We start from the raw sequence: 20,176 nt of genomic DNA on the forward strand, positions 1-20,176 counted from the left end.
TAATTTCCTACGGATTTACCATCCGATAGCGCCTTGGTTTTTTTATTTGGTGATAAGCAATTGGATGCTAAGAAACTTGTTATTTCTTGAGCTGATTTTTAAGTTCCTCCATGGATTCCTGCAGCTGTCTCAAAAGCCCTTTTTCTGTAGTGGCATCCACGCCAAAGGTAATCTTGCTGCTCACTTGCCAAAGTTCCTGGACTTGATGTGGTTCAATCTCATAGGGCGGGTAAGTCTCGTTCAAAGAGATGAGCACTATGTTTTGGGAGTTGGGTAGTTTTTCGATTTTTTTGACCAGTACGGCATCCTGTAGCACCACAACGTACATTTTATTGGGGTTTACGTCATCCAAATGTTCCAAGGCTTTGGCCAACACCCATTCCCCGGGATGAAGGTTGGGCAGCATACTATCCCCTTCTACCTGGAATCCCCTGTAGGTAGCGTTTCGAAATTCGGGCAAGGGCATATCAAATGCTGGTAGTTGGCGGTACCAACTGGTGTCTTGGATATTCTGGGGGTAACCTGCAGCAGCCTTGGCATTCACCAAGACCATGTTCTCGTTATCAGAAGTATCGACGGTGACCACTTTGGGAATCACACTTGTATTGGTACTGGACAAGTACTGCTGTCCGCTTTCCCCAAAAAGCCAAAGTGGATTGATGTTGTACTGTTTTAGCAGCTCGGCCACTACTTTACCGGAGAGTTTGGTACGCCCACGCTCAATATCGGCCGTTGTACTCGAAATTCCCAATTGCTTGGCAAAATCGGCCTGGGTGTATCCAAGGTCCCTTCGTACTTCCGTAAACCGTTTTGCCGCGATGTCCAATTCATTTTCCATGCTCAAATATACATAATTTGGATTATTTCCAAAATAAATTATGGATTATTTCCAACATTGGGAAATTTTCCATATTTTTGGAATCATTACAAATACCACAATGTCCTATGAACGAAATACAAGACAAATTAAACGGTCTGGCGAAGCTCGGAATGAACGATACCTACATAGCGGAGCCAGTCCTGACGAAACGGACAAGGTCCAAAGGTGTTTCCAAGCGCAAGGGCAACGCACCATCGAGTACTAACTCAGAAAATATCCCGGAGGTTCAATTACGTTTATTCAATTGATTATGAAAAATGCAAAAACTTTAATTTACGACGGTAGTTTCAACGGCTTTCTGACTGCAATTTTCAAGGCCTTTGAGGAGAAAATGATCGTTTCCGACATTCAAAAGGAAAGTAAGGGCCAAGAGGGCCTGTTCTCGGAAACGGAAGTGGTCTTTACCCAAATAGACCTCGCCAAGCGAGTGTGGACGGGGATTGGTAAGAAGAGCAATTTGGCGATTAAGAACGTTTATTTTGCATTTCTCAGTGAGTCCAAGGGAATAGAATTGCTGCTGTACCGATATGTGAGGAAGCTGTTCGCGGGCCTTAATGTGGCAGAACCACGCCATGACGAGGACTTGATTTTCAAAGTGGGCCAGCTGGCCCATATGGTGGCCAGGGAAAAACGGCGAACAGAAACTTCACTACGGTTCCAATTGACACAGGACCAGGTATATTTTGCAGCTGTCGATCCGGATTTTAATATCCTCCCATTGATATCAAAACACTTCAGGTCGCGCTATACGGATAAACCTTGGATCATCTATGATACTAAAAGAAAGTATGGCCTCTATTACAATTTGGACGGTGTGGAACTTGTTTCCTTAAATCTTCATGAAGTTTACGCCGGACGCATTATTAAAGGTGATCGCTTCCTACAAGAAACCTCTAGCGATCAGGAAATGTGGGACAATTACTTTAAGGAGGTGCCTATTATATCCCTCCTGAACAAAAAACTGCTTACCACTCGGTCGACCAGAAGGAATTTAGGGTATTCCAGGGAAAAAACAGCGGTATAATTTTCAAGGGGCAACGAAGATAAACTAAACCGACCCAGCTTCTTTTTTAGGGGCCAAAACCGTACCTTTGCAACTTTGCTTTCCAAAATGACACATTTCGAGGAAAATATCGAGGTCAAAGGGGCCCGCGTCCACAACCTTAAAAATATTGACGTCACCATCCCACGGGAAAAATTGGTGGTGATTACCGGGCTTTCGGGCAGTGGTAAGTCGTCCCTGGCCTTCGACACCATCTATGCCGAGGGACAAAGGCGTTATATAGAAACTTTTTCGGCCTACGCGCGACAGTTTTTGGGCGGACTGGAGCGACCCGATGTTGATAAAATAGACGGCCTCTCCCCTGTCATTGCCATAGAACAAAAAACCACCTCCAAATCGCCCCGTTCCACCGTAGGTACCATTACGGAGGTCTATGATTTTCTGCGGCTGTTATTCGCACGCGCAGCAGATGCCTATAGCTATAACACCGGCGAAAAAATGGTCAGCTACAGCGATGAGCAGATCAAGGCCCTTATAAAATCGGCCTACACCAACAAGCGGATAAACATCCTTGCCCCTATCGTAAAATCAAGAAAGGGGCATTATCGGGAACTGTTTGAACAAATTGCGAAACAAGGTTTTGTAAAGGTCCGGGTAGATGGTGAAATCGTGGACATCGTGAAGGGCATGAAGGTAGATCGGTACAAAACCCATGATATTGATATCGTAATAGATCGCCTCAAGGTGACCGATAGCGAAGAATTGGACAAACGGCTGACCGAATCGATCAATACGGCCATGTACAGCGGTAACAATGTGCTTACCGTTTTGGAAGAGGGTACCTCTGAACCGCGTTATTTTAGTAGGGACTTAATGTGCCCTTCCACAGGTATTTCCTATCCCATACCGGAGCCCAACACCTTTTCCTTTAATTCGCCCAAGGGCATGTGCAAAGCATGCAACGGCCTGGGGCATGTGCACGAGGTAAATGATCAAAAGATATTCCCTAACAAAAAATTGTCCATCACTTTAGGAGGTATTGCGCCCTTGGGCGAGTACAAAAAATCCTGGGCCTTTAAACAGATAGAGACTATTGCCCAGCGCTATGATTTTGAATTGACCGATCCTATTACTAAAATCCCCGAGGAAGCCCTGCATATTATTCTTTACGGCGGGGAAGAACGTTTCGAGGTAGATTCCAAAACTTTGGGGGTAAAACGTGAATATAAGATTGATTACGAAGGCATCTCCAATTTTATCAAAAGCCAGTTTGATCAGTCAGACTCCACTTCCATACGCCGTTGGGCCAAGGAATTTATGGATAAGATCACCTGCCCGGAATGTGAAGGCTCCCGTTTACGGAAAGAATCCCTGAATTTTAGGGTAGACAACAAGAATATTGCCGAACTGGCCCATTTGGATATCGCGGAATTGGCCGATTTCTTTAAAGACCTGGATCATAAATTAGATGGAAACCAGCGTACGATTGCCGAGGAGATCATTAAGGAAATCAAAACGCGGATCCAATTTCTTTTGGATGTTGGCCTGGATTATCTGTCGCTCAACAGGAGCTCCAAATCCTTGTCCGGGGGTGAGGCGCAGCGTATTCGTCTGGCAACACAGATCGGATCGCAATTGGTTGGGGTACTCTACATTCTGGACGAACCCAGTATTGGCTTGCACCAACGGGACAATGCACGGCTAATCCGATCTCTGGAGTCCCTTAGGGATATTGGAAATTCTGTCATTGTGGTGGAGCACGATCGGGATATGATAGAACATGCGGATCATGTCATCGATATTGGTCCCCGGGCCGGGAAGCACGGTGGGGAGATCATCTCGGAGGGGAAACCCAAGGATCTTAAAAAGCACCATACCCTAACGGCCGATTACATCACCGGACAAAAGGAAATCCCCATTCCCTCAAAAAGAAGAAAGGGTACGGGTAAGGCTATAGTACTTTCGGGTTGTACCGGCAACAACCTTAAAAATGTTACCGTACGGATTCCCCTTGGGAAAATGATCGGGGTTACCGGGGTATCTGGAAGTGGCAAGTCTACTCTTATCAATGAAACCTTGTATCCCATCTTAAATGCCCACTATTTTAACGGGGTCAGAAAGCCCATGCCATACAAGAAAATTAACGGTTTGGAGCATATAGATAAGGTCATAGACATCAACCAGTCTCCCATTGGTAGAACACCACGGTCCAATCCGGCCACCTATACCGGTGTTTTTAGTGAAATACGCTCCCTATTTGCCAAAACTCCCGAAGCGGCAATCCGGGGATACAAACCGGGGCGCTTCAGTTTTAACGTAACGGGCGGAAGATGTGAAACTTGTCAGGGCGGTGGTCTCAGGGTCATTGAAATGAATTTTCTTCCGGATGTATATGTGGAATGTGAAACCTGCAATGGCAAACGTTTTAACAGGGAAACCCTGGAAATCAGGTATAAGGCACAATCCATTTCCGACGTTTTGGAAATGACGATAAACGAGGCGGTCAGTTTCTTCGAAAAAATCCCTAAAATCCATCGAAAGCTAAAGACCATCCAGGATGTAGGCCTGGGGTATATTTCCTTGGGACAGCAGTCCACTACCCTTTCGGGCGGCGAGGCCCAACGTATCAAACTGGCGACCGAACTCTCAAAACGGGATACCGGCAATACTTTTTATATCTTGGATGAACCTACCACCGGGCTCCATTTTGAGGATATTCGGGTTTTAATGGAAGTTTTGAACAAATTGGTAGACAAAGGAAATACCGTTTTGGTCATTGAGCACAATATGGACGTCATCAAAATGGTTGATTATATTATAGACATAGGGTACGAAGGTGGCCGCGGGGGCGGCATGATAGTTGCAGAGGGAACTCCCGAGGAAGTGGCCAAAGATAAAAAGAGCTATACCTCCATATTTCTTAGAAAAGAATTAGGTTTGTGAAACGTGTTTCTCAACACGGGTACAACAATGGTTGATCTGCGATCGTTAACGGATATGGGAAAGTTAATACAATAAGGATGAGAAAAGAACAGCATCATAAAGGTTGGAATGAAATTAAGACCAACGACTCATGGGCCATTTTCAAAATCATGGGCGAGTTCGTGAGTGGTTTTGAAAAAATGAGCGCCATAGGACCCTGTGTCTCCATTTTTGGTTCCGCACGGACACAGGAATCGGACAAGTACTACAAACTAGCCATAGATATCGCCAAAAGCGTTGCCGAGGCGGGCTACGGTGTCATTACTGGCGGAGGACCTGGTATCATGGAAGCTGGCAATAGGGGGGCGCATTTGGCCGGAGGTACTTCCGTAGGACTCAATATAGACCTGCCCTTTGAACAACACGACAACCCCTATATCGATGACGACAAGAACTTGGACTTTGACTATTTCTTTGTCCGCAAAGTGATGTTCGTAAAATACTCCCAGGGCTTTGTGGTTATGCCCGGCGGTTTCGGCACCCTGGATGAGCTTTTTGAAGCCATTACCCTGATCCAAACGAACAAAATTGGAAAATTTCCTATTATTCTAGTAGGCTCCCATTTCTGGGAAGGCCTTTTCGATTGGGTAAAAACTACCATGCTCCAAGCGGGCAATATTAGCCCTCAAGACCTTGATCTTATCAAAATTGTAGACTCGGGGAAAGAGGTGGTCGAAATTATCGATGCTTTCTACAAAGGAAATATCCTGAGCCCCAATTTTTAATCCAACTATGTCCCGGAAAAAGGCGATATACATATTCAACACCTTTGGCATTTTTCTTTTTTTGCTGAGGTACGGCATGGTCCATGGACAGCACATCAACGAAATAAAGGCTACGCTCGATGGGGAAACCAAGGTCATCAGCATACAACAAAAATTCACTTACATAAATACATCCACGGATACGCTCCGAATCTTGTATTTCAATGATTGGGCAAATGCTTATTCGGACAAAAACACCGCCTTGGCCAAACGTTTTGCTGAGGAATTTAAGAAAAGTTTGCATTTGGCCAAGGACAAGGAAAGGGGTGCAACCAAGATCATCAGCACGGTAGATGACCAATACCGGGGACTTCAATGGCAGCGTACCGAGGGAAAAGATATTATTATGATTATCCCAAGGGAGGCGCTGGCCCCACAGGATTCCGTACAAATCTTTATCTCCTATGAAGTGAAATTGCCTCCCAAAAGGTATACGCCTTATGGTTATGACGGCCGCAATCGATATTACCTGAAGGATTGGTACCTTACCCCAGCGGTCTACAATAGGGAGTGGCAAATTTATTCCAACAAGAACCTGGAAGACCTGTATACCGAGGCAGCCAACACACGCATTAATTTTGTGTATCCCGCAGGACTATCCCTGAACAGTAACTATGAGGAATCTGCCGTCTCTTCCTTTCCAAGAGGTCAACAGATTAGCCTAAAAGGAACCAGCCAAAAGAGCTGTGAAATTATACTTGACCCAATCAATAGGTTTACGAAACATGTTAGCAGGCATTTAACAGTGGCTACGGATATTGAATCTGCCAAGTATGATAAAATATCACAAGGCATCTCCATCAATAAGGTTTCCAAGTTTATCTTCGAAAATTTGGGGGAGTACCCCCATGGTTCCCTCTTGGTAAGTGAAATAGACTACAACAAGAGCCCGTTGTACGGCATCAATCAGCTCCCGTCCTTTATTAGGCCCTATGCAGAACAGTTCCAGTTTGAAATGAAGTTTCTCAAGACGGCATTAGGCAGTTATCTCAGGGAAACCATGTTCATCAATCCTAGAAAAGAGCAATGGGTTACCGATGCCCTATTAAACTATCTGATGATCAATTATGTGGAAACCTACTATCCCGAGCAAAAATTATTGGGCAAGCTGTCCAAGGTATGGGGGGTTAGAGGTTTTCATCTGGCCAAAATGGGTTTTAATGAACAATATCCCCTACTGCATATGCTAACGGCACGCAGAAACCTGGAACAATCCTTGATCACACCCAATGATTCCCTGATTAAGTTCAATCAAAAAATTGCCAACAGATATAAAGCAGGATTGGGATTGGCCTATTTGGCAGATTATATCGGGAAGGAAAAAGTAGATCAAAGCATAAGTAGCTTTAGTAATTCATATAAGCTTAAATCGGTTACCGCCAAGGACCTGCAAACCATTTTGGAAAGCGCTACGGACCTGGACATTACTTGGTTCTTTGATGAATACGTATCTACCCGGGAAAAAATCGATTTCAAAATCAAAAAGATTACCAAGAGTTCGGATTCCCTTGGGGTGACGATCAAAAATAAGCAGGGAACCAATGTGCCCATATCCCTTTTCGGGCTCCAAAAGGATTCCGTGGTTTCCAAATATTGGTTGACCGATATCAAGGAAGAGAAGACCTTTATCATTCCCCGAAACGGGGAAGACCGTTTAGTGCTGAACTATGACCAAAAAATACCGGAATTTAATCAACGCGACAATTGGAAATCGCTCAATGGTTTTTTCTCCAGTAACAAAAAATTGAAATTCCAATTCTTTAAGGACGCTGAAGATCCCTATTACAATCAGATCTTCTATGTCCCGGTGGCCACTTTTAATATCTATGATGGTATCACGCCGGGGCTTCGGTTGACCAACAAATCCCTGTTGCAGCGTCCATTTGTGTTCGATTTTTCACCGTCTATTGGATTCTTGGAGCGGTCCCTGGTGGGTTTCGGAAGATTTTCCTACACGGATTATCATGAGAAAAGTGGTCATTTTGTAACCAACTATACCCTTCGGGGTTCCACTTTCCACTTTCAGACCAACTCCCGTTTTGCAACCGTTACTCCATCTATAAGTTTCGGATGGCGTCCGGATAACCTGATTTCCAACAAAAGACAGGCCCTTTCCTTTAGGTGGGTCAATGTCTTTAGGACCATTGATGAGAGTTTGGACGAACTGGAAACCGATCCGGACTACAGCGTACTCAATGCGCGTTATACCAACTCCAATATAGGTATCATTGATTATATTTCCTGGTTTGTGGATGCCCAACATTCGAGCGACTTTAGCAAGCTTGCCTTTAACTTGGAATATCGGAAACTTTTTCAAAACAACACCCAGTTCAACTTTCGCTTCTTTGCCGGTAAGTTTTTGCGGAACAGGACCGACTCCGATTTCTTTAGTTTTGCGCTGGATAGACCTACCGATTATTTGTTTGACTTTAACTATATAGGGCGGTCGGAAGATGCCGGACTTGCCAGTCAGCAGATTATCATTGCGGAAGGCGGGTTTAAGTCCCAGTTGGAAAATCCCTTTGCCAACGATTGGATTACCACGGCCAACACCAGTTTTAGTCTTTGGCGATGGATAGAACTTTACGGGGATGTCGGGTTCATCAAAAACACCGATGTAAGTACAAGGTTCGTGTACGATTCCGGGGTCCGTTTGAATTTGGTGACCGATTTTTTCGAGCTCTATTTTCCGGTATATTCCAACAATGGCTGGGAAATTGCGCAGAACAATTACGAGGAAAAGATTCGTTTTGTGGTGACCCTGAGTCCCAAAACACTCCTGAGGCTTTTCAATAGAAAATGGTTTTAACCCCTTGATAAATTCTCAAAAAAAATTGTTTTTCTTGTATTATAATTAACAATACAGGCTTAAAATGTGCCTTTTTTAGTAAATCATTAATAAATTACCCTTTTTATTGATTGCAAAACTGATTCTATTTTGATACTTTTGTGGAAAATTGACATTTCTTAATGGACGTTAAATTTCAGACCAGTGAGGATATTTCCTTTGACGATTTTAGGACACAGATCCTAAAGGATTATGAGATTGCCGTAACCAGTAGGGAATGCAGCCTGTTGGGAAGAAGGGAGGTACTCACCGGAAAGGCCAAGTTCGGAATATTTGGAGATGGAAAGGAACTTCCCCAGTTGGCCATGGCACGTTCTTTTAAGAACGGTGATTTCCGAAGCGGGTATTATCGCGATCAAACGTTCATGATGGCCTTGGGCGTGTTAAAACCCAAGGATTTCTTCCACGGCCTCTATGCCACCACCAACATTGAGCAAGAACCCATGAGTGCCGGTAGGCAAATGGGCGGGCATTTTGTGACCTATAGCCTCAACGAAGATGGTAGTTGGAAGGACCTAACGGCACAAAAAAACAGCAGTGCGGACATCTCCCCCACCGCTGCGCAGATGCCTCGCTTATTGGGCTTGGCACAAGCTTCTAAAATTTATCGACATGTACGTGGTATTGATGCGCGGAAGTTTTCCAACAAGGGGAACGAAGTTGCCTGGGGCACCATTGGCAATGCGAGTACCAGTGAGGGTTTGTTTTTCGAAACTGTAAATGCAGGAGGCGTATTGCAGGTGCCCATGATTATCAGTGTTTGGGACGACGACTATGGGATTTCGGTACCAGCAAAACACCATACCACCAAGGAAAATATTTCCGAAGTGTTAAAAGGGTTCCAACGTGATGAAAACAACGCGGGCTATGAAATACTAAAGGTCAAGGGTTGGGACTATACCGCCTTGATACATACTTATGAAAATGCCTCCGATATCTCCCGTGAATCCCATATTCCGGTGCTAATTCACGTCGTGGAGCTAACGCAACCACAAGGGCACTCCACTTCCGGTTCCCATGAAAGATATAAGACCGAGGAACGCTTGGAATGGGAAAAGGAGAACGATTGCAACAAGCGCTTTAGGGAGTGGATCCTTGAAAAGGGCATTGCAACCGAAGAAGATCTTAAGGCTACTGAAAAAGCCATAAAAAGGGAGGTTAGAACGGCCAAAAAAGAAGCTTGGGCCGAGTTTTTGGAACCCCATAAGGAAACCAAAAGGATCTTGGTTCAACTACTTGAAAACGTTGCCAATAGCAGCCCCAATAAGGCTTTTATCACCAAAATAAAAAATGACCTCATAGCTATTGAGGAGCCTATAAAGAAGGATTTGGCGTCCAAATCGAGAAGGGCCCTGAGGTACCTCCTTGGGGAAACAACCGCTGAAAAAAACGCGTTGACCCAATGGATTTCCGAGTTCTTGGAGGAAACACAACCCAAATACAGTTCCCATTTATTTAGTGAACTTGCCAATAAGGCCACGAACATTTCCGAAGTTAGACCGGAATACGATGGTACTTCTGAAAAAGTGGACGGTAGGATTATCCTTCGGGATAATTTTGATGCCCTTTTTGACAAGTACCCTGAAGCCCTGATCTTCGGAGAGGATAGCGGCACCATTGGAGATGTGAACCAGGGGTTGGAGGGGCTACAGAAAAAATATGGCGCCTTGCGGGTCGCGGACACCGGAATTCGTGAAGCTACCATAATCGGACAAGGGATCGGGCTTGCGCTCAGGGGACTACGCCCCATAGCAGAAATACAATATTTGGATTATATACTGTACGCCATTCAGACGCTAAGTGACGATTTGGCTACGTTGATGTACCGTACGCTAGGAAAACAAAAGGCACCCCTTATCGTAAGGACGCGTGGACATCGTTTGGAAGGTATCTGGCATTCCGGTTCGCAAATGGGTGGGCTCATTCATCTCTTACGAGGGATGTACATCCTTGTTCCAAGGGATATGACCCGAGCGGCCGGTTTCTATAATACCCTTATGAAAAGCGATGAACCCGCTTTGGTCATCGAAAGTCTTAACGGATATCGTTTAAAGGAGCCCAAGCCAAATAATCTAGGGGAACTCTGTACGCCCATAGGCGTGGTGGAGACCATCAAGGAAGGTAGAGACATTACCTTGCTGTCATACGGATCTACACTACGTATCGTGACCCAGGTGGCCCAGGATCTGAAAGAAGTAGGTATCGATGCCGAAGTAATCGATGCACAGAGCCTTATGCCTTTCGATATAGATCACGATGTCCTCAAGAGCGTTAAAAAGACCAACCGCCTTCTTGTAATAGATGAAGATGTCCCCGGAGGATGTTCAGCTTACCTTGTTCAGGAAATTGTAGAAAAACAGGGTGGATACAAATACTTGGACAGTGCCCCACAAACACTTACCGGAAAAGACCATAGACCGGCATACGCCACAGATGGCGATTATTTTTCAAAACCCAATGCCGAGGATATTTTTGAAAAGGTATACGAAATTATGCACGAGTCCAACCCACAGGATTACCCAAGTTTGCGCTAATAAAACTTCACATGGATTAAAAAATCCCGCTCTTGGAGCGGGATTTTTATTTTAAACCTTTACAAAATCGAGCCTTTAGTTCTTGATATCCATTTCCGGTTCCTTGATGGCCGGCGTAATGGGGTTTCCATCCGCGTCTATTTCAATGATGGCATCAAAGCCCAGTTCATCCAACTTGTCTATTATTTTGGCCCTATCCCCCACCATAAACCAGTTTACTTCATTGGGTTTTACTACTTTTTGGCTCACCTCTTGCACTTCGTCAAGGGAAAGGTTCCTAACATTACCATCGTATTTCTGATAATAATCATCGGCCAATCCGTAGCGTACTATATTGGCCAAAGAGTTGTTCACGGCAGTATTGGTCTCCCACTGTCCGGGAAGTTTCAATACCTGATTGGTCTTCACCTTATCCAATTCTTGCTGTGTAGCCGGTCTTGTGGTGGTAAATTCCGAGATTTCCTTGCGCAGCTCGGTTACCGATTCCGCAGATTTATCGGTCTGTACAGGGGCATACATTATGAATGGTCGTTCTTCCTTGGCGCCCAGGACAAAACCACCGGCACCGTAGGCCCAATGTTTATCCTCCCTGAGGTTCATATTGATTCTGGAAGTAAAATCACCACCGAGAATACTTACCATCTGCTCCAGGGCCACCTCGGAAACGTCCCCGTATTTTTCGGTAAGGTGCCCCGCAATGATAACAGATTGCTGCGATTCCGGACGGTTCATTAAGTACAGTGTATTTTTTGAACTGACCGTCGGTTTGCCAAAAGTAATGGAAGGCACCGCTCCCTTTTTCCATTTGCCAAGGGATTTTTCCAACTTGGAAGTCAACTCATTCATCTCCACATCCCCGGTCACCACCAAGGTGGCATTGTTTGGCTTCATCCATGTATCGTAGAACTTCTGAACATCTGCCCGGGTCAATTTGCCCACCGTCTCCTCAAAACCAGAGCCTGTGTACGGGTTGCTATAGGGATGTCCTTCTCCGTACAGGTATTTGGTCATGACTCGCAACGCCATGGAGATCGGCTGCGATTTTTCGGTTTTAATATCATTGATCTGCTCTGCCTGCAGGCGCTGAAATTCATTTTGCGGAAAGGAAGGGTTCAATACCACATCGGCAAATAGATCCAGGCTTTCCCCTAGACTAGGCTTAAGGGTATTCATATACACACTGGAAATATCCTGATTGGAAAAGGTATTAAGGCTTGCGCCCAAAAGCTGTAATTTTTCATTGATCTGCAGGGAGTTTAGGTCCTGGGTGCCTTCGTCCAAGAGGTCCATGGCCAGCGACGCTGTACCAGGACTGGCCAAATGGTCTGTCTTGTAACCCGCATTCACCATAAGGTTCATTACTACCGTAGGTACACCGGCCCGTTTGGCCAAAATTACATTAAGTCCGTTAGAGAGTTTGGCCCGTTCCAAATCGGGAAACTTGGAACTCTTGGGAGCACCCAGTTCGGGTAGTTTGGAGCGATCAACGGTGCTTGCTTCAACCTTATATTCAGGAAAAGGATTGCAAATCAGCACATGTTTGCCTTGGGTAAGCCATTTCTGGGCCGTCTTCTTAATATCGTCAATAGTGGCATCCTCTACGTACTTAAGCACTGTTTTGTAGTAGGAAGCATCGCCGAAATAGGTTTCGTTGGAAGCTAGGATATCCGATACCCCGCCAAAACCTCCAATACGCTCCAACCCCTTAATGAAATTGGCAAAGTAGGCCGCCTTTACCCTTTTGAGTTCGGCCTCGGTAGGGCCATTTTGAATAAGATTATCTATTTCTGCCCAAAGTTTGGACTTCACTTCCTCTACATCGCCACCGGGTTTCACATTGGCCCAGCTAATAAACCTGCTCGAAATCTCGCTCGACGCTTGAAAAGCAACCACCGAACTGGCTATTTGGTCTTCATAAATCAATTTTTTGTACAGTCTGGAATTTTTCCCACTGGTCAAAATAGCGGAGATCAAATCGAAGTGAATGTCCTCCTTATCACCAAATTGAGGGGTATTCCATGCAAACAGTACCCGGGTTTCCGGTACCCTATCCTGGTAGACCTGATAGGTATCGCCGGTGCGGCGGGGAATGTTCACTTCCTGTCGTTCTATGGTTGGTCCGGAAGGAATGTCACCAAAGTAGTTCAACACTTTTTGGTATACCTCTTGCGGATTGATGTCGCCCGCTACGGCCACTACGGCATTCGCCGCGCCGTAATAACTTTTAAACCACTCGTGTACGTCCTCTAGGGAAGCGGCATTGAGGTCTTCCATCTCCCCAATTACGGTCCAGGAGTATGGATGGCCTTTGGGATACATGGCCTTGGTAAGATAATCGTACTGTTTCCCATAAGGCTGATTTTCACCCTGCCTTTTTTCGTTTTGTACAACACCCCTTTGTTCATCTAGCCGTTCTTGGTCGATAGCGCCCAGCAAATGCCCCATTCTATCCGATTCTAAAAAAAGGACCTGGTCCAGGGCGGAAACGGGAACATTTTGGAAATAATTGGTGCGGTCGTTGTTCGTAGTACCGTTTAGATCCGTACCCCCAATGCGCTCCAATGCCTGAAAATAGTCGTCATTAAAATTTTCACTTCCGTTAAACATTAAATGTTCAAACAAATGGGCAAACCCGCTCTTTCCAGGCTTCTCGTTCTTGGAGCCTACATGGTACCACACGTTTACCGCGGCTATAGGGGCCTTATGGTCTTCATGGACCAATAAAGTAAGCCCATTGGGCAGTTCAAAACGTTCATAGGGAATTTCAATGTCGGAGGCTTTAAATTCAAAGCCCTGTGCTTGCTGTTTCTGCATAACAAAAACCAGCAGCAAAAAAAATGCTACTTTTTTCATGATTGATGATTTAATTATAATTAGTCCAAAGTCTAAGCATAAATATACTGCTAGTAGCGCTCATATACAATTTTTTATGAGAGGTCCTTTTTGTATAATTCTTTTTTCTGTATCGTAAAATTGCCCTAAGTTTATTCCAAGATCATAGCTTTGCACCGCATGGACATGGACACCATTTTGGAAGAATTTTATTCGCTTACCGAAACTAGGACAAGTCGGCTAGAGGGCTATGATAGTATTAACTTTAAAGTAGTGCACAAAAGCGGAGTCTACGTGTTAAAGCAGCACCCAAACACGTCCGGGACCATAGCCCTATTGCAGGCCGAGGCCAAAATTTTTGTGCGCTTGGCCGCTCTGGAGGCCTACGATTTTCCCAACAACATCTTAACTACCGCTGGCGAATCGCTGGGTATAAGTGGTGATTGGGTCTACCAATTGCTGTCTTTTGTGGAAGGTGATTTTCTAAATCAGGTACCCCATACCGGGGCCCTATTACATTCCTTCGGTGTTTTTTTGGGGCAAATGGACAAGGCTCTTGAAAAGACCTATGAAGCCGCTATCATGGCCAAGGAGACGGTATGGGATTTAAAACATTTTAGGAACAGCCGGTCACTGTTGCACCATATAGGAAATGTACGGGACAGGAACCTTGTGGATTATTTTTTCCTACAATTCGATGAACATTTGAGCCCCGTGGCACACCAGCTCAGGAAAGGCATCCTGCACAATGACGCCAACGATTGGAATGTACTGGTCCAAAACGGAAGGGTTTCGGGTATCATCGACTTTGGTGATATGTGCTACACCTGGATCATCAACGAAGTGGCCGTGGCCCTTACCTATGTGATGATGGAAAAGGAAAACCCCTTGGACATTGCAATTCCTGTAATACAAGGGTACCACCAAACGTATCCCCTGGAGGAAAAGGAACTGGACATCCTTTATTACTTGATAGCGGCCAGGTTATGTACCAGCGTATGCAATTCTGCCCATAGCAAAAAATCAAAGCCCGATTCGGACTATATTGTCATAAGCGAAAAGCCGGCATGGGAACTCTTGCGGAAATGGATAACGATTAGTCCCATAAAAGCCAGGGAAACCTTCAAAAAAGCTGCGGGCCTTCCACTGCCCCCAAAAACAAAACCAGACCATCAACTCAAAAGAAGAAAGGCCCTTTTAAGTCCGTCGCTCTCCCTGAGTTATCGCCAACCCATTGAAATGTCCCGATCGGCCTTTCAATATATGTACGATGCAGAGGGAAACACCATTTTGGACGCCTATAACAACATTATGTTGGTAGGGCATTGCCACCCCAAGGTAGTGAGAGCCGGGCAAAGGACCCTGGCAAAATTGAACACCAACACACGATATTTGTATGAGGAACTCCTGGCTTATGGCGAAAGATTACTTTCCCTGTTCCCAGAAAAGTTGTCCAAGGTTTTCTTGGTAAACTCGGGCAGCGCTGCCACAGACTTGGCTATTCGCATGGCCTTGACCACTACCAAAAAAAATAAGGTGATGGCCCTTGAACATGGGTATCATGGAAACACGCAATTGGGCATTGATATTAGTCATTATAAGTATCAAGGCAAGGGAGGAAGCGGACAAAAGGATTTTATAATCAAGGCACCCATGCCAAAAGTGTTTGCATCTGGTTTTGACAATGAGCAGGGGGCCGGGGAGCACTTTGCGGCACTTGCGACGGAACTGATCCAAATAGATCAAAATGACATTGCTGCTTTTATCGCAGAACCCTTCATGGGCTGCGGCGGACAGGTTCCCTTGGCCCCGGGTTACCTTAAAAACGTCTATCCCAAAATAAGGCAACAGGGAGGTATCTGCATTAGCGATGAGGTGCAGGTGGGTTTTGGCCGACTGGGAAGCCATTTTTGGGGTTTTGAAATGCACGGGATAGTACCTGATATGGTCATTCTGGGGAAACCCATGGGAAATGGCCATCCCATTGGTGCAGTGGTGACCACAGAGGCAATGGCCAAAGAATTTGATAACGGCTTGGAATTTTTTAGCTCCTTTGGAGGCAATCCGGTTTCCTGTGCCATTGGCCATTCCGTACTTGATGTAATACAAGAAGAAGGTCTACAAGAACATGCCAGGGATGTAGGAGATTATTTAATGACCCTTTTAGCAGACCTTGGGAAACGCTACCCTCAAATTGCCGACGTGCGGGGGGCGGGGCTTTTTATAGGTGTGGAACTTACTGATACGAACGGAAAACCCCTTACCCAACTGGCTTCCAAGATTAAGAACGGCCTACGTGAACGTCACATTTTAATAGGCACCGACGGTCCTTTTGACAATGTTTTAAAGATTAAACCACCACTCGCTTTCAATAAATCTGATTCGAGGAAATTGGTAGGCCAAATGGCATCAATTCTCGAGGAATTGACCATACTTTAGCAAAAAAACGATACATTTACTGGCATTCAAATCTTATTATTAATGAAAAACAGCTTAAAAAATGACCTAGGTCTGGCCGTGCTCAGAATTGCCTCATCGGCCATGTTGCTTACCCATGGTATTCCCAAATTTCAAAAGCTAATAAATGGTAATTTTGAATTTCCCAATCCATTGGGCATCGGAGCTTCTCCCTCACTTTTTCTAGCGGTCATCGGAGAATTTGTTTGTCCAATCCTGATCATTATCGGTTATAAGACCAGATGGGCTACGGTACCTCCAGCAATAGTTATGCTTGTGGCCGCCTTCATGATCCATGGCTCCGATCCATTTAAAAACAAGGAATTGGCCTTGCTGTATTTAACAGCTTTACTGACCGTTATGCTATTGGGCCCTGGCCGATATAGCATTGACAAAAGGTAGTGTTAGATAATTTTTACAAGTAGTTCCTTCAACAGGTCGGCCTGGGAAATATTTTGGGCCCCTACCCCTTTTCCTTTGAGATCCAGTTCCCTTAGCTGGGCAATTATACGGCTCACCTTTTTCATGGGATAGTTTTTTGCCGCGATCTGGTATTCACTCACAAAATAAGGGTTTACCCCTAAGGTACTTGCCACATTTCTTGGGGAGTGATCATTGAGTCCATGGTAATTCAACAACTGGGAAAAAAAGGTGTGCAACAAGGTTATGGTAACCACCAGGGGGTTGTCCTTTGGGTTTTGCGCAAAATAATTGATGATGCGGGTTGCCTTAAGGATATTGCGTTCGCCAATGGCTTTTTTCAGTTCAAAATTGTTGTAATCCTTGCTTATCCCAATGTTCTCCTCTATCGCTTCTGCGGTGATTTCTTTTTCTTTTGGAATTACCAATTGTAGTTTTTCCAGTTCGTTGTTGATCTTGCTGAGGTCGGTACCCAAAAATTCCACCAGCAACATCGCCGCTTTGGGGGCAATGCGATATCCCCTGCCCTGCATTACCTTACGGATCCATTCGGAGACCTGGTTTTCGTAAAGTTTTTTACTCTCGAACAGGACGCCATTGTTCTGTAGCGATTTGTACAATTTTTTGCGTTTGTCCAATTTGGCATACTTGTAACAAATGACCAAAACCGTGCTGGTCTGTGGTTGATCCACATACGAGCTCAAACTGTCTATGGAACGCGAAAGGTGTTGGGCCTCCTTAACAATGACCACTTGCTTCTCAGCCATCATGGGATAGCGTTTGGCATTGGAAACAATACTCTCAATGGATACATCCTTTCCATAAAGTACCATTTGATTGAATCCCCGTTCTTCCTCCGTTAGCACATGATCCTCAATAAAGGCTGCAATCTTATCAATATAATAAGGTTCCTCCCCCATCAAAAAGTAAACAGGGGCAATGGTTCCGTTTCGGATATCCGCGACAATTCGTTTTACTTCATCCATTAAAAAAAAATCATCAAATTTGTGCCATGCAGGTACTGAATTTTTCAGCGTACGACTTCCGCTTCAAAAATAGCGAAAATAAAGTCCATATTTTTGACGTGATCCGTAAAAAATTTGTCGTGCTACAACCCGAGGAATGGGTTCGCCAACACGTGGTGCACCATCTTCTATTTAATAAAAAATACCCAAAGAGTCATATCAATGTAGAGAAACAATTGCAATTGAACACCCTTAAAAAAAGATATGACGTTGTTGTTTTTAACCCTGATGGAACCATAGAGATTTTGGTGGAGTGCAAATCGCCGGATACGAAGATAACCCAGACGGTGTTTGATCAGATCGCTCGCTACAATATGCAGCTACGGGCCAAGTTTTTGATGGTCACCAACGGTCTGGAGCACTACTACTGTCAAATGGACCTGGAAGAAGAAAAATATACTTTTTTGGAGCATATTCCTGATTTTAGCCGTTAATTTGCAAGCGTTTTGAAAATAGCGATCGTCATACTCAACTGGAACGGGGAAAAACTCTTGGAAAAATACCTGCCATCGGTGACCCAATTTTCCAAAGAAGCTGACCTCTACGTAGCGGACAACGCTTCCTCAGACGGTTCGGTATCTTTTTTGGAAACGCATTATCCCAACATTAAAATTATCAAAAACAATAGCAATGGTGGCTTTGCCAAGGGCTACAATGATGCCCTTAAGGAGGTGGAAGCCGATATCTTCTGCCTGTTGAACTCGGATGTGGAGGTCACGGAAAACTGGCTCGAACCAGTAAAAGATGTCTTTCGAAACATCCCTGAGGCGGCCATCGTTCAGCCCAAGATCCTAGATCTAAAACGGAAGGACCATTTTGAGTATGCAGGTGCGGCCGGGGGCTTCATAGACCAATTGGGCTATCCCTTCTGTAGGGGGAGAATATTTCAGGCCTTGGAAAAGGATAGGGGGCAATACGATGACGTACGGGAGATTTTTTGGGCCACGGGCGCCTGTATGTTCATTAAAAGGGAAGTTTTTAAGCACTTAAAGGGATTTGATGAAGACTATTTTGCCCATCAAGAGGAGGTAGACCTTTGTTGGCGGGCCAAAAACAGCGGATATAAGGTTTTCTATACCGGTAAGGCTTTTGTATATCACTTGGGGGGATCTACCCTGGATAATATGAATCCCAAGAAGACCTATCTCAACTTTCGGAACTCCCTGTTTTCCATTACCAAAAACCTGCCCAGGCGAAAGGCAATGCCGATCATCTTCTTGCGTTTGTTGTTGGACGGTGTGGCCGCACTGCGATTTATTCTGCAATTAAAGTTGAGCCATTGCTGGGCGATTCTAAGGGCTCACCTCAGCTTCTATAGGCAGTTCCGAAAGATGTACCGGAAGCGGGAAAAAGCTAATTTTATACTAAAGTACTATGCGGCAAAGTCCATAGTGTGGTCGCATTTCGTAAATCAGGTAAGAAAATTTAACGTTTTAGTAAAAGATTAACTAATTTGCATTATTCGAACATGGCATTTTATCTAATTTTGAACTTATCAAATTAATTAACCCTAGTAATAGTATTATGAAAAAAATCGTTTTTGGCCTTTTGGGGATAGCAGTACTGCTATCTTCTTGTGTATCACAGAAAAAATATGCCGACTTAGAGGCAAAGCAGAAGGAAACGCAGGATCTTTTGAACTCTGCAACCGTTAAACTCAATGATTGTTTATCCGAAAAGGCATCAGCAGATTCCAGGCTGAAGACATTGGAGGACCAAAACGCATTCCTTAAGGCGAACAACCAGGAGTTGATCAACAATATGGGAAATCTTACTACCCTAACCACCAAGGGTGCGGAGAACTTGGAAAAGTCCTTGGAAAGTCTAAAGGAGAAAGACCTTACCATTCGCAAACTACAAGATGCCATTACAAGGAGGGATTCGGTTAATTTGGCCTTGGTACAGAGCCTGAAGGGCGTCCTAGGAAACCTGGACGACGAGGATATCGAAATCAACGTGGAAAAAGGTGTGGTGTTTGTATCCATTTCCGACAAATTATTGTTTAGCAGTGGAAGCTATAATGTGACCAGTAGAGCCAAGGAAGTTTTGGGCAAGGTGGCCAAGGTGGTCAACAACAAACCAGACTTTGATTTTATGGTAGAAGGCCACACGGATGATGTACCTTACAGAAGTGGTGTATTATTGGACAACTGGGATTTGAGTGCAAAACGCGCAACCGCCATCGTACGAATTTTACAGAACGATTACAATGTTGATCCCAAGCGGATGACTGCAGCAGGAAGAGCGGAATACATTCCAGTTTCCGAAACGGACAAAGCCAAAAATAGAAGGACCCGTATTGTTGTATTGCCAAAAATTGATCAGTTCTACAGTATGATAGAAGAGGGAATGAAAGATCCCGCTATCAACAACTAGAAAACGAATATATACCTACCTAAAGGCGACTCTTGAACAGAGTCGCTTTTTTTTG

General features: G+C 44.7%; 13 protein-coding genes. 10 read left to right on the plus strand and 3 right to left on the minus strand.

Going from position 1 to position 20,176, the window contains the following annotated elements:
* Positions 1–79: 79 nt before the first annotated feature.
* Positions 80–838, minus strand: a complete 759-nt coding sequence (locus ACRD67_RS09575; protein ID WP_430967160.1) for an XRE family transcriptional regulator — start codon at positions 836–838, stop codon at positions 80–82.
* Positions 839–1,130: 292 nt separating this feature from the next.
* On the opposite strand from ACRD67_RS09575, the gene ACRD67_RS09580 reads away from it, so the two are divergent.
* The 5 genes from ACRD67_RS09580 to ACRD67_RS09600 all read left to right on the plus strand — a co-directional run bounded on the left by ACRD67_RS09580 (position 1,131) and on the right by ACRD67_RS09600 (position 11,011).
* Positions 1,131–1,904, plus strand: a complete 774-nt coding sequence (locus ACRD67_RS09580; protein ID WP_430966914.1) for a TIGR03915 family putative DNA repair protein — start codon at positions 1,131–1,133, stop codon at positions 1,902–1,904.
* An 87-nt stretch (positions 1,905–1,991) separates the two neighbouring features.
* A complete protein-coding gene (gene uvrA, locus ACRD67_RS09585; RefSeq protein ID WP_430966915.1) occupies positions 1,992–4,826 on the plus strand; it encodes an excinuclease ABC subunit UvrA in 2,835 nt (944 codons plus the stop codon).
* A gap of 77 nt (positions 4,827–4,903) precedes the next feature.
* Complete coding sequence (locus ACRD67_RS09590; RefSeq protein WP_430966916.1) at positions 4,904–5,590, plus strand: LOG family protein; 687 nt, start codon at positions 4,904–4,906, stop codon at positions 5,588–5,590.
* Between the two features lie 7 nt (positions 5,591–5,597).
* Positions 5,598–8,438, plus strand: coding sequence for a metalloprotease (locus tag ACRD67_RS09595; protein ID WP_430966917.1), 2,841 nt, complete (start codon positions 5,598–5,600; stop codon positions 8,436–8,438).
* A 161-nt stretch (positions 8,439–8,599) separates the two neighbouring features.
* Positions 8,600–11,011, plus strand: coding sequence for an alpha-ketoacid dehydrogenase subunit alpha/beta (locus tag ACRD67_RS09600; RefSeq protein ID WP_430966918.1), 2,412 nt, complete (start codon positions 8,600–8,602; stop codon positions 11,009–11,011).
* Between the two features lie 75 nt (positions 11,012–11,086).
* Here the strand turns inward: ACRD67_RS09600 and ACRD67_RS09605 are convergent, their stop codons facing one another.
* Entirely contained in the window at positions 11,087–13,864 is a 2,778-nt protein-coding gene (locus ACRD67_RS09605; protein ID WP_430966919.1) for a M16 family metallopeptidase, read from the minus strand.
* A 159-nt stretch (positions 13,865–14,023) separates the two neighbouring features.
* On the opposite strand from ACRD67_RS09605, the gene ACRD67_RS09610 reads away from it, so the two are divergent.
* Positions 14,024–16,282, plus strand: coding sequence for an aminotransferase class III-fold pyridoxal phosphate-dependent enzyme (locus ACRD67_RS09610; RefSeq protein WP_430966920.1), 2,259 nt, complete (start codon positions 14,024–14,026; stop codon positions 16,280–16,282).
* 42 nt (positions 16,283–16,324) lie between these two features.
* Positions 16,325–16,702 carry a DoxX family protein gene (locus tag ACRD67_RS09615; RefSeq protein ID WP_430966921.1) on the plus strand — a complete coding sequence of 126 codons (378 nt, stop codon included), beginning with the start codon at positions 16,325–16,327 and terminating at the stop codon, positions 16,700–16,702.
* A gap of 2 nt (positions 16,703–16,704) precedes the next feature.
* Here the strand turns inward: ACRD67_RS09615 and holA are convergent, their stop codons facing one another.
* Entirely contained in the window at positions 16,705–17,706 is a 1,002-nt protein-coding gene (holA, locus tag ACRD67_RS09620; protein ID WP_430966922.1) for a DNA polymerase III subunit delta, read from the minus strand.
* 26 nt (positions 17,707–17,732) lie between these two features.
* Between holA and ACRD67_RS09625 the strand changes: the two genes are divergently transcribed.
* The 3 genes from ACRD67_RS09625 (at position 17,733) to ACRD67_RS09635 (ending at position 20,121) form a co-directional block, all read left to right on the plus strand.
* Positions 17,733–18,179, plus strand: a complete 447-nt coding sequence (locus ACRD67_RS09625; protein WP_430966923.1) for a type I restriction enzyme HsdR N-terminal domain-containing protein — start codon at positions 17,733–17,735, stop codon at positions 18,177–18,179.
* A gap of 12 nt (positions 18,180–18,191) precedes the next feature.
* Entirely contained in the window at positions 18,192–19,193 is a 1,002-nt protein-coding gene (locus ACRD67_RS09630) for a glycosyltransferase family 2 protein (protein ID WP_430966924.1), read from the plus strand.
* 76 nt (positions 19,194–19,269) lie between these two features.
* Positions 19,270–20,121: an OmpA family protein gene (locus ACRD67_RS09635; protein ID WP_430966925.1), complete on the plus strand. Its 852-nt coding sequence runs from the start codon at positions 19,270–19,272 to the stop codon at positions 20,119–20,121.
* Positions 20,122–20,176 lie beyond the last annotated feature (55 nt).

It is taken from the genome of Eudoraea algarum (assembly GCF_050589645.1).
GTDB lineage: Bacteria > Bacteroidota > Bacteroidia > Flavobacteriales > Flavobacteriaceae > JBNGOQ01.

Excerpts from the sequence above, each read along its gene's own strand:
- ACRD67_RS09575 (WP_430967160.1), bottom strand. The coding sequence starts at position 838 with ATGGAAAATGAATTGGACATCGCGGCAAAACGGTTTACGGAAGTACGA.
- ACRD67_RS09580 (WP_430966914.1), top strand. The coding sequence starts at position 1,131 with ATGAAAAATGCAAAAACTTTAATTTACGACGGTAGTTTCAACGGCTTT.
- uvrA (WP_430966915.1), top strand. The coding sequence starts at position 1,992 with ATGACACATTTCGAGGAAAATATCGAGGTCAAAGGGGCCCGCGTCCAC.
- ACRD67_RS09590 (WP_430966916.1), top strand. The coding sequence starts at position 4,904 with ATGAGAAAAGAACAGCATCATAAAGGTTGGAATGAAATTAAGACCAAC.
- ACRD67_RS09595 (WP_430966917.1), top strand. The coding sequence starts at position 5,598 with ATGTCCCGGAAAAAGGCGATATACATATTCAACACCTTTGGCATTTTT.
- ACRD67_RS09600 (WP_430966918.1), top strand. The coding sequence starts at position 8,600 with ATGGACGTTAAATTTCAGACCAGTGAGGATATTTCCTTTGACGATTTT.
- ACRD67_RS09605 (WP_430966919.1), bottom strand. The coding sequence starts at position 13,864 with ATGAAAAAAGTAGCATTTTTTTTGCTGCTGGTTTTTGTTATGCAGAAA.
- ACRD67_RS09610 (WP_430966920.1), top strand. The coding sequence starts at position 14,024 with ATGGACATGGACACCATTTTGGAAGAATTTTATTCGCTTACCGAAACT.
- ACRD67_RS09615 (WP_430966921.1), top strand. The coding sequence starts at position 16,325 with ATGAAAAACAGCTTAAAAAATGACCTAGGTCTGGCCGTGCTCAGAATT.
- holA (WP_430966922.1), bottom strand. The coding sequence starts at position 17,706 with ATGGATGAAGTAAAACGAATTGTCGCGGATATCCGAAACGGAACCATT.
- ACRD67_RS09625 (WP_430966923.1), top strand. The coding sequence starts at position 17,733 with ATGCAGGTACTGAATTTTTCAGCGTACGACTTCCGCTTCAAAAATAGC.
- ACRD67_RS09635 (WP_430966925.1), top strand. The coding sequence starts at position 19,270 with ATGAAAAAAATCGTTTTTGGCCTTTTGGGGATAGCAGTACTGCTATCT.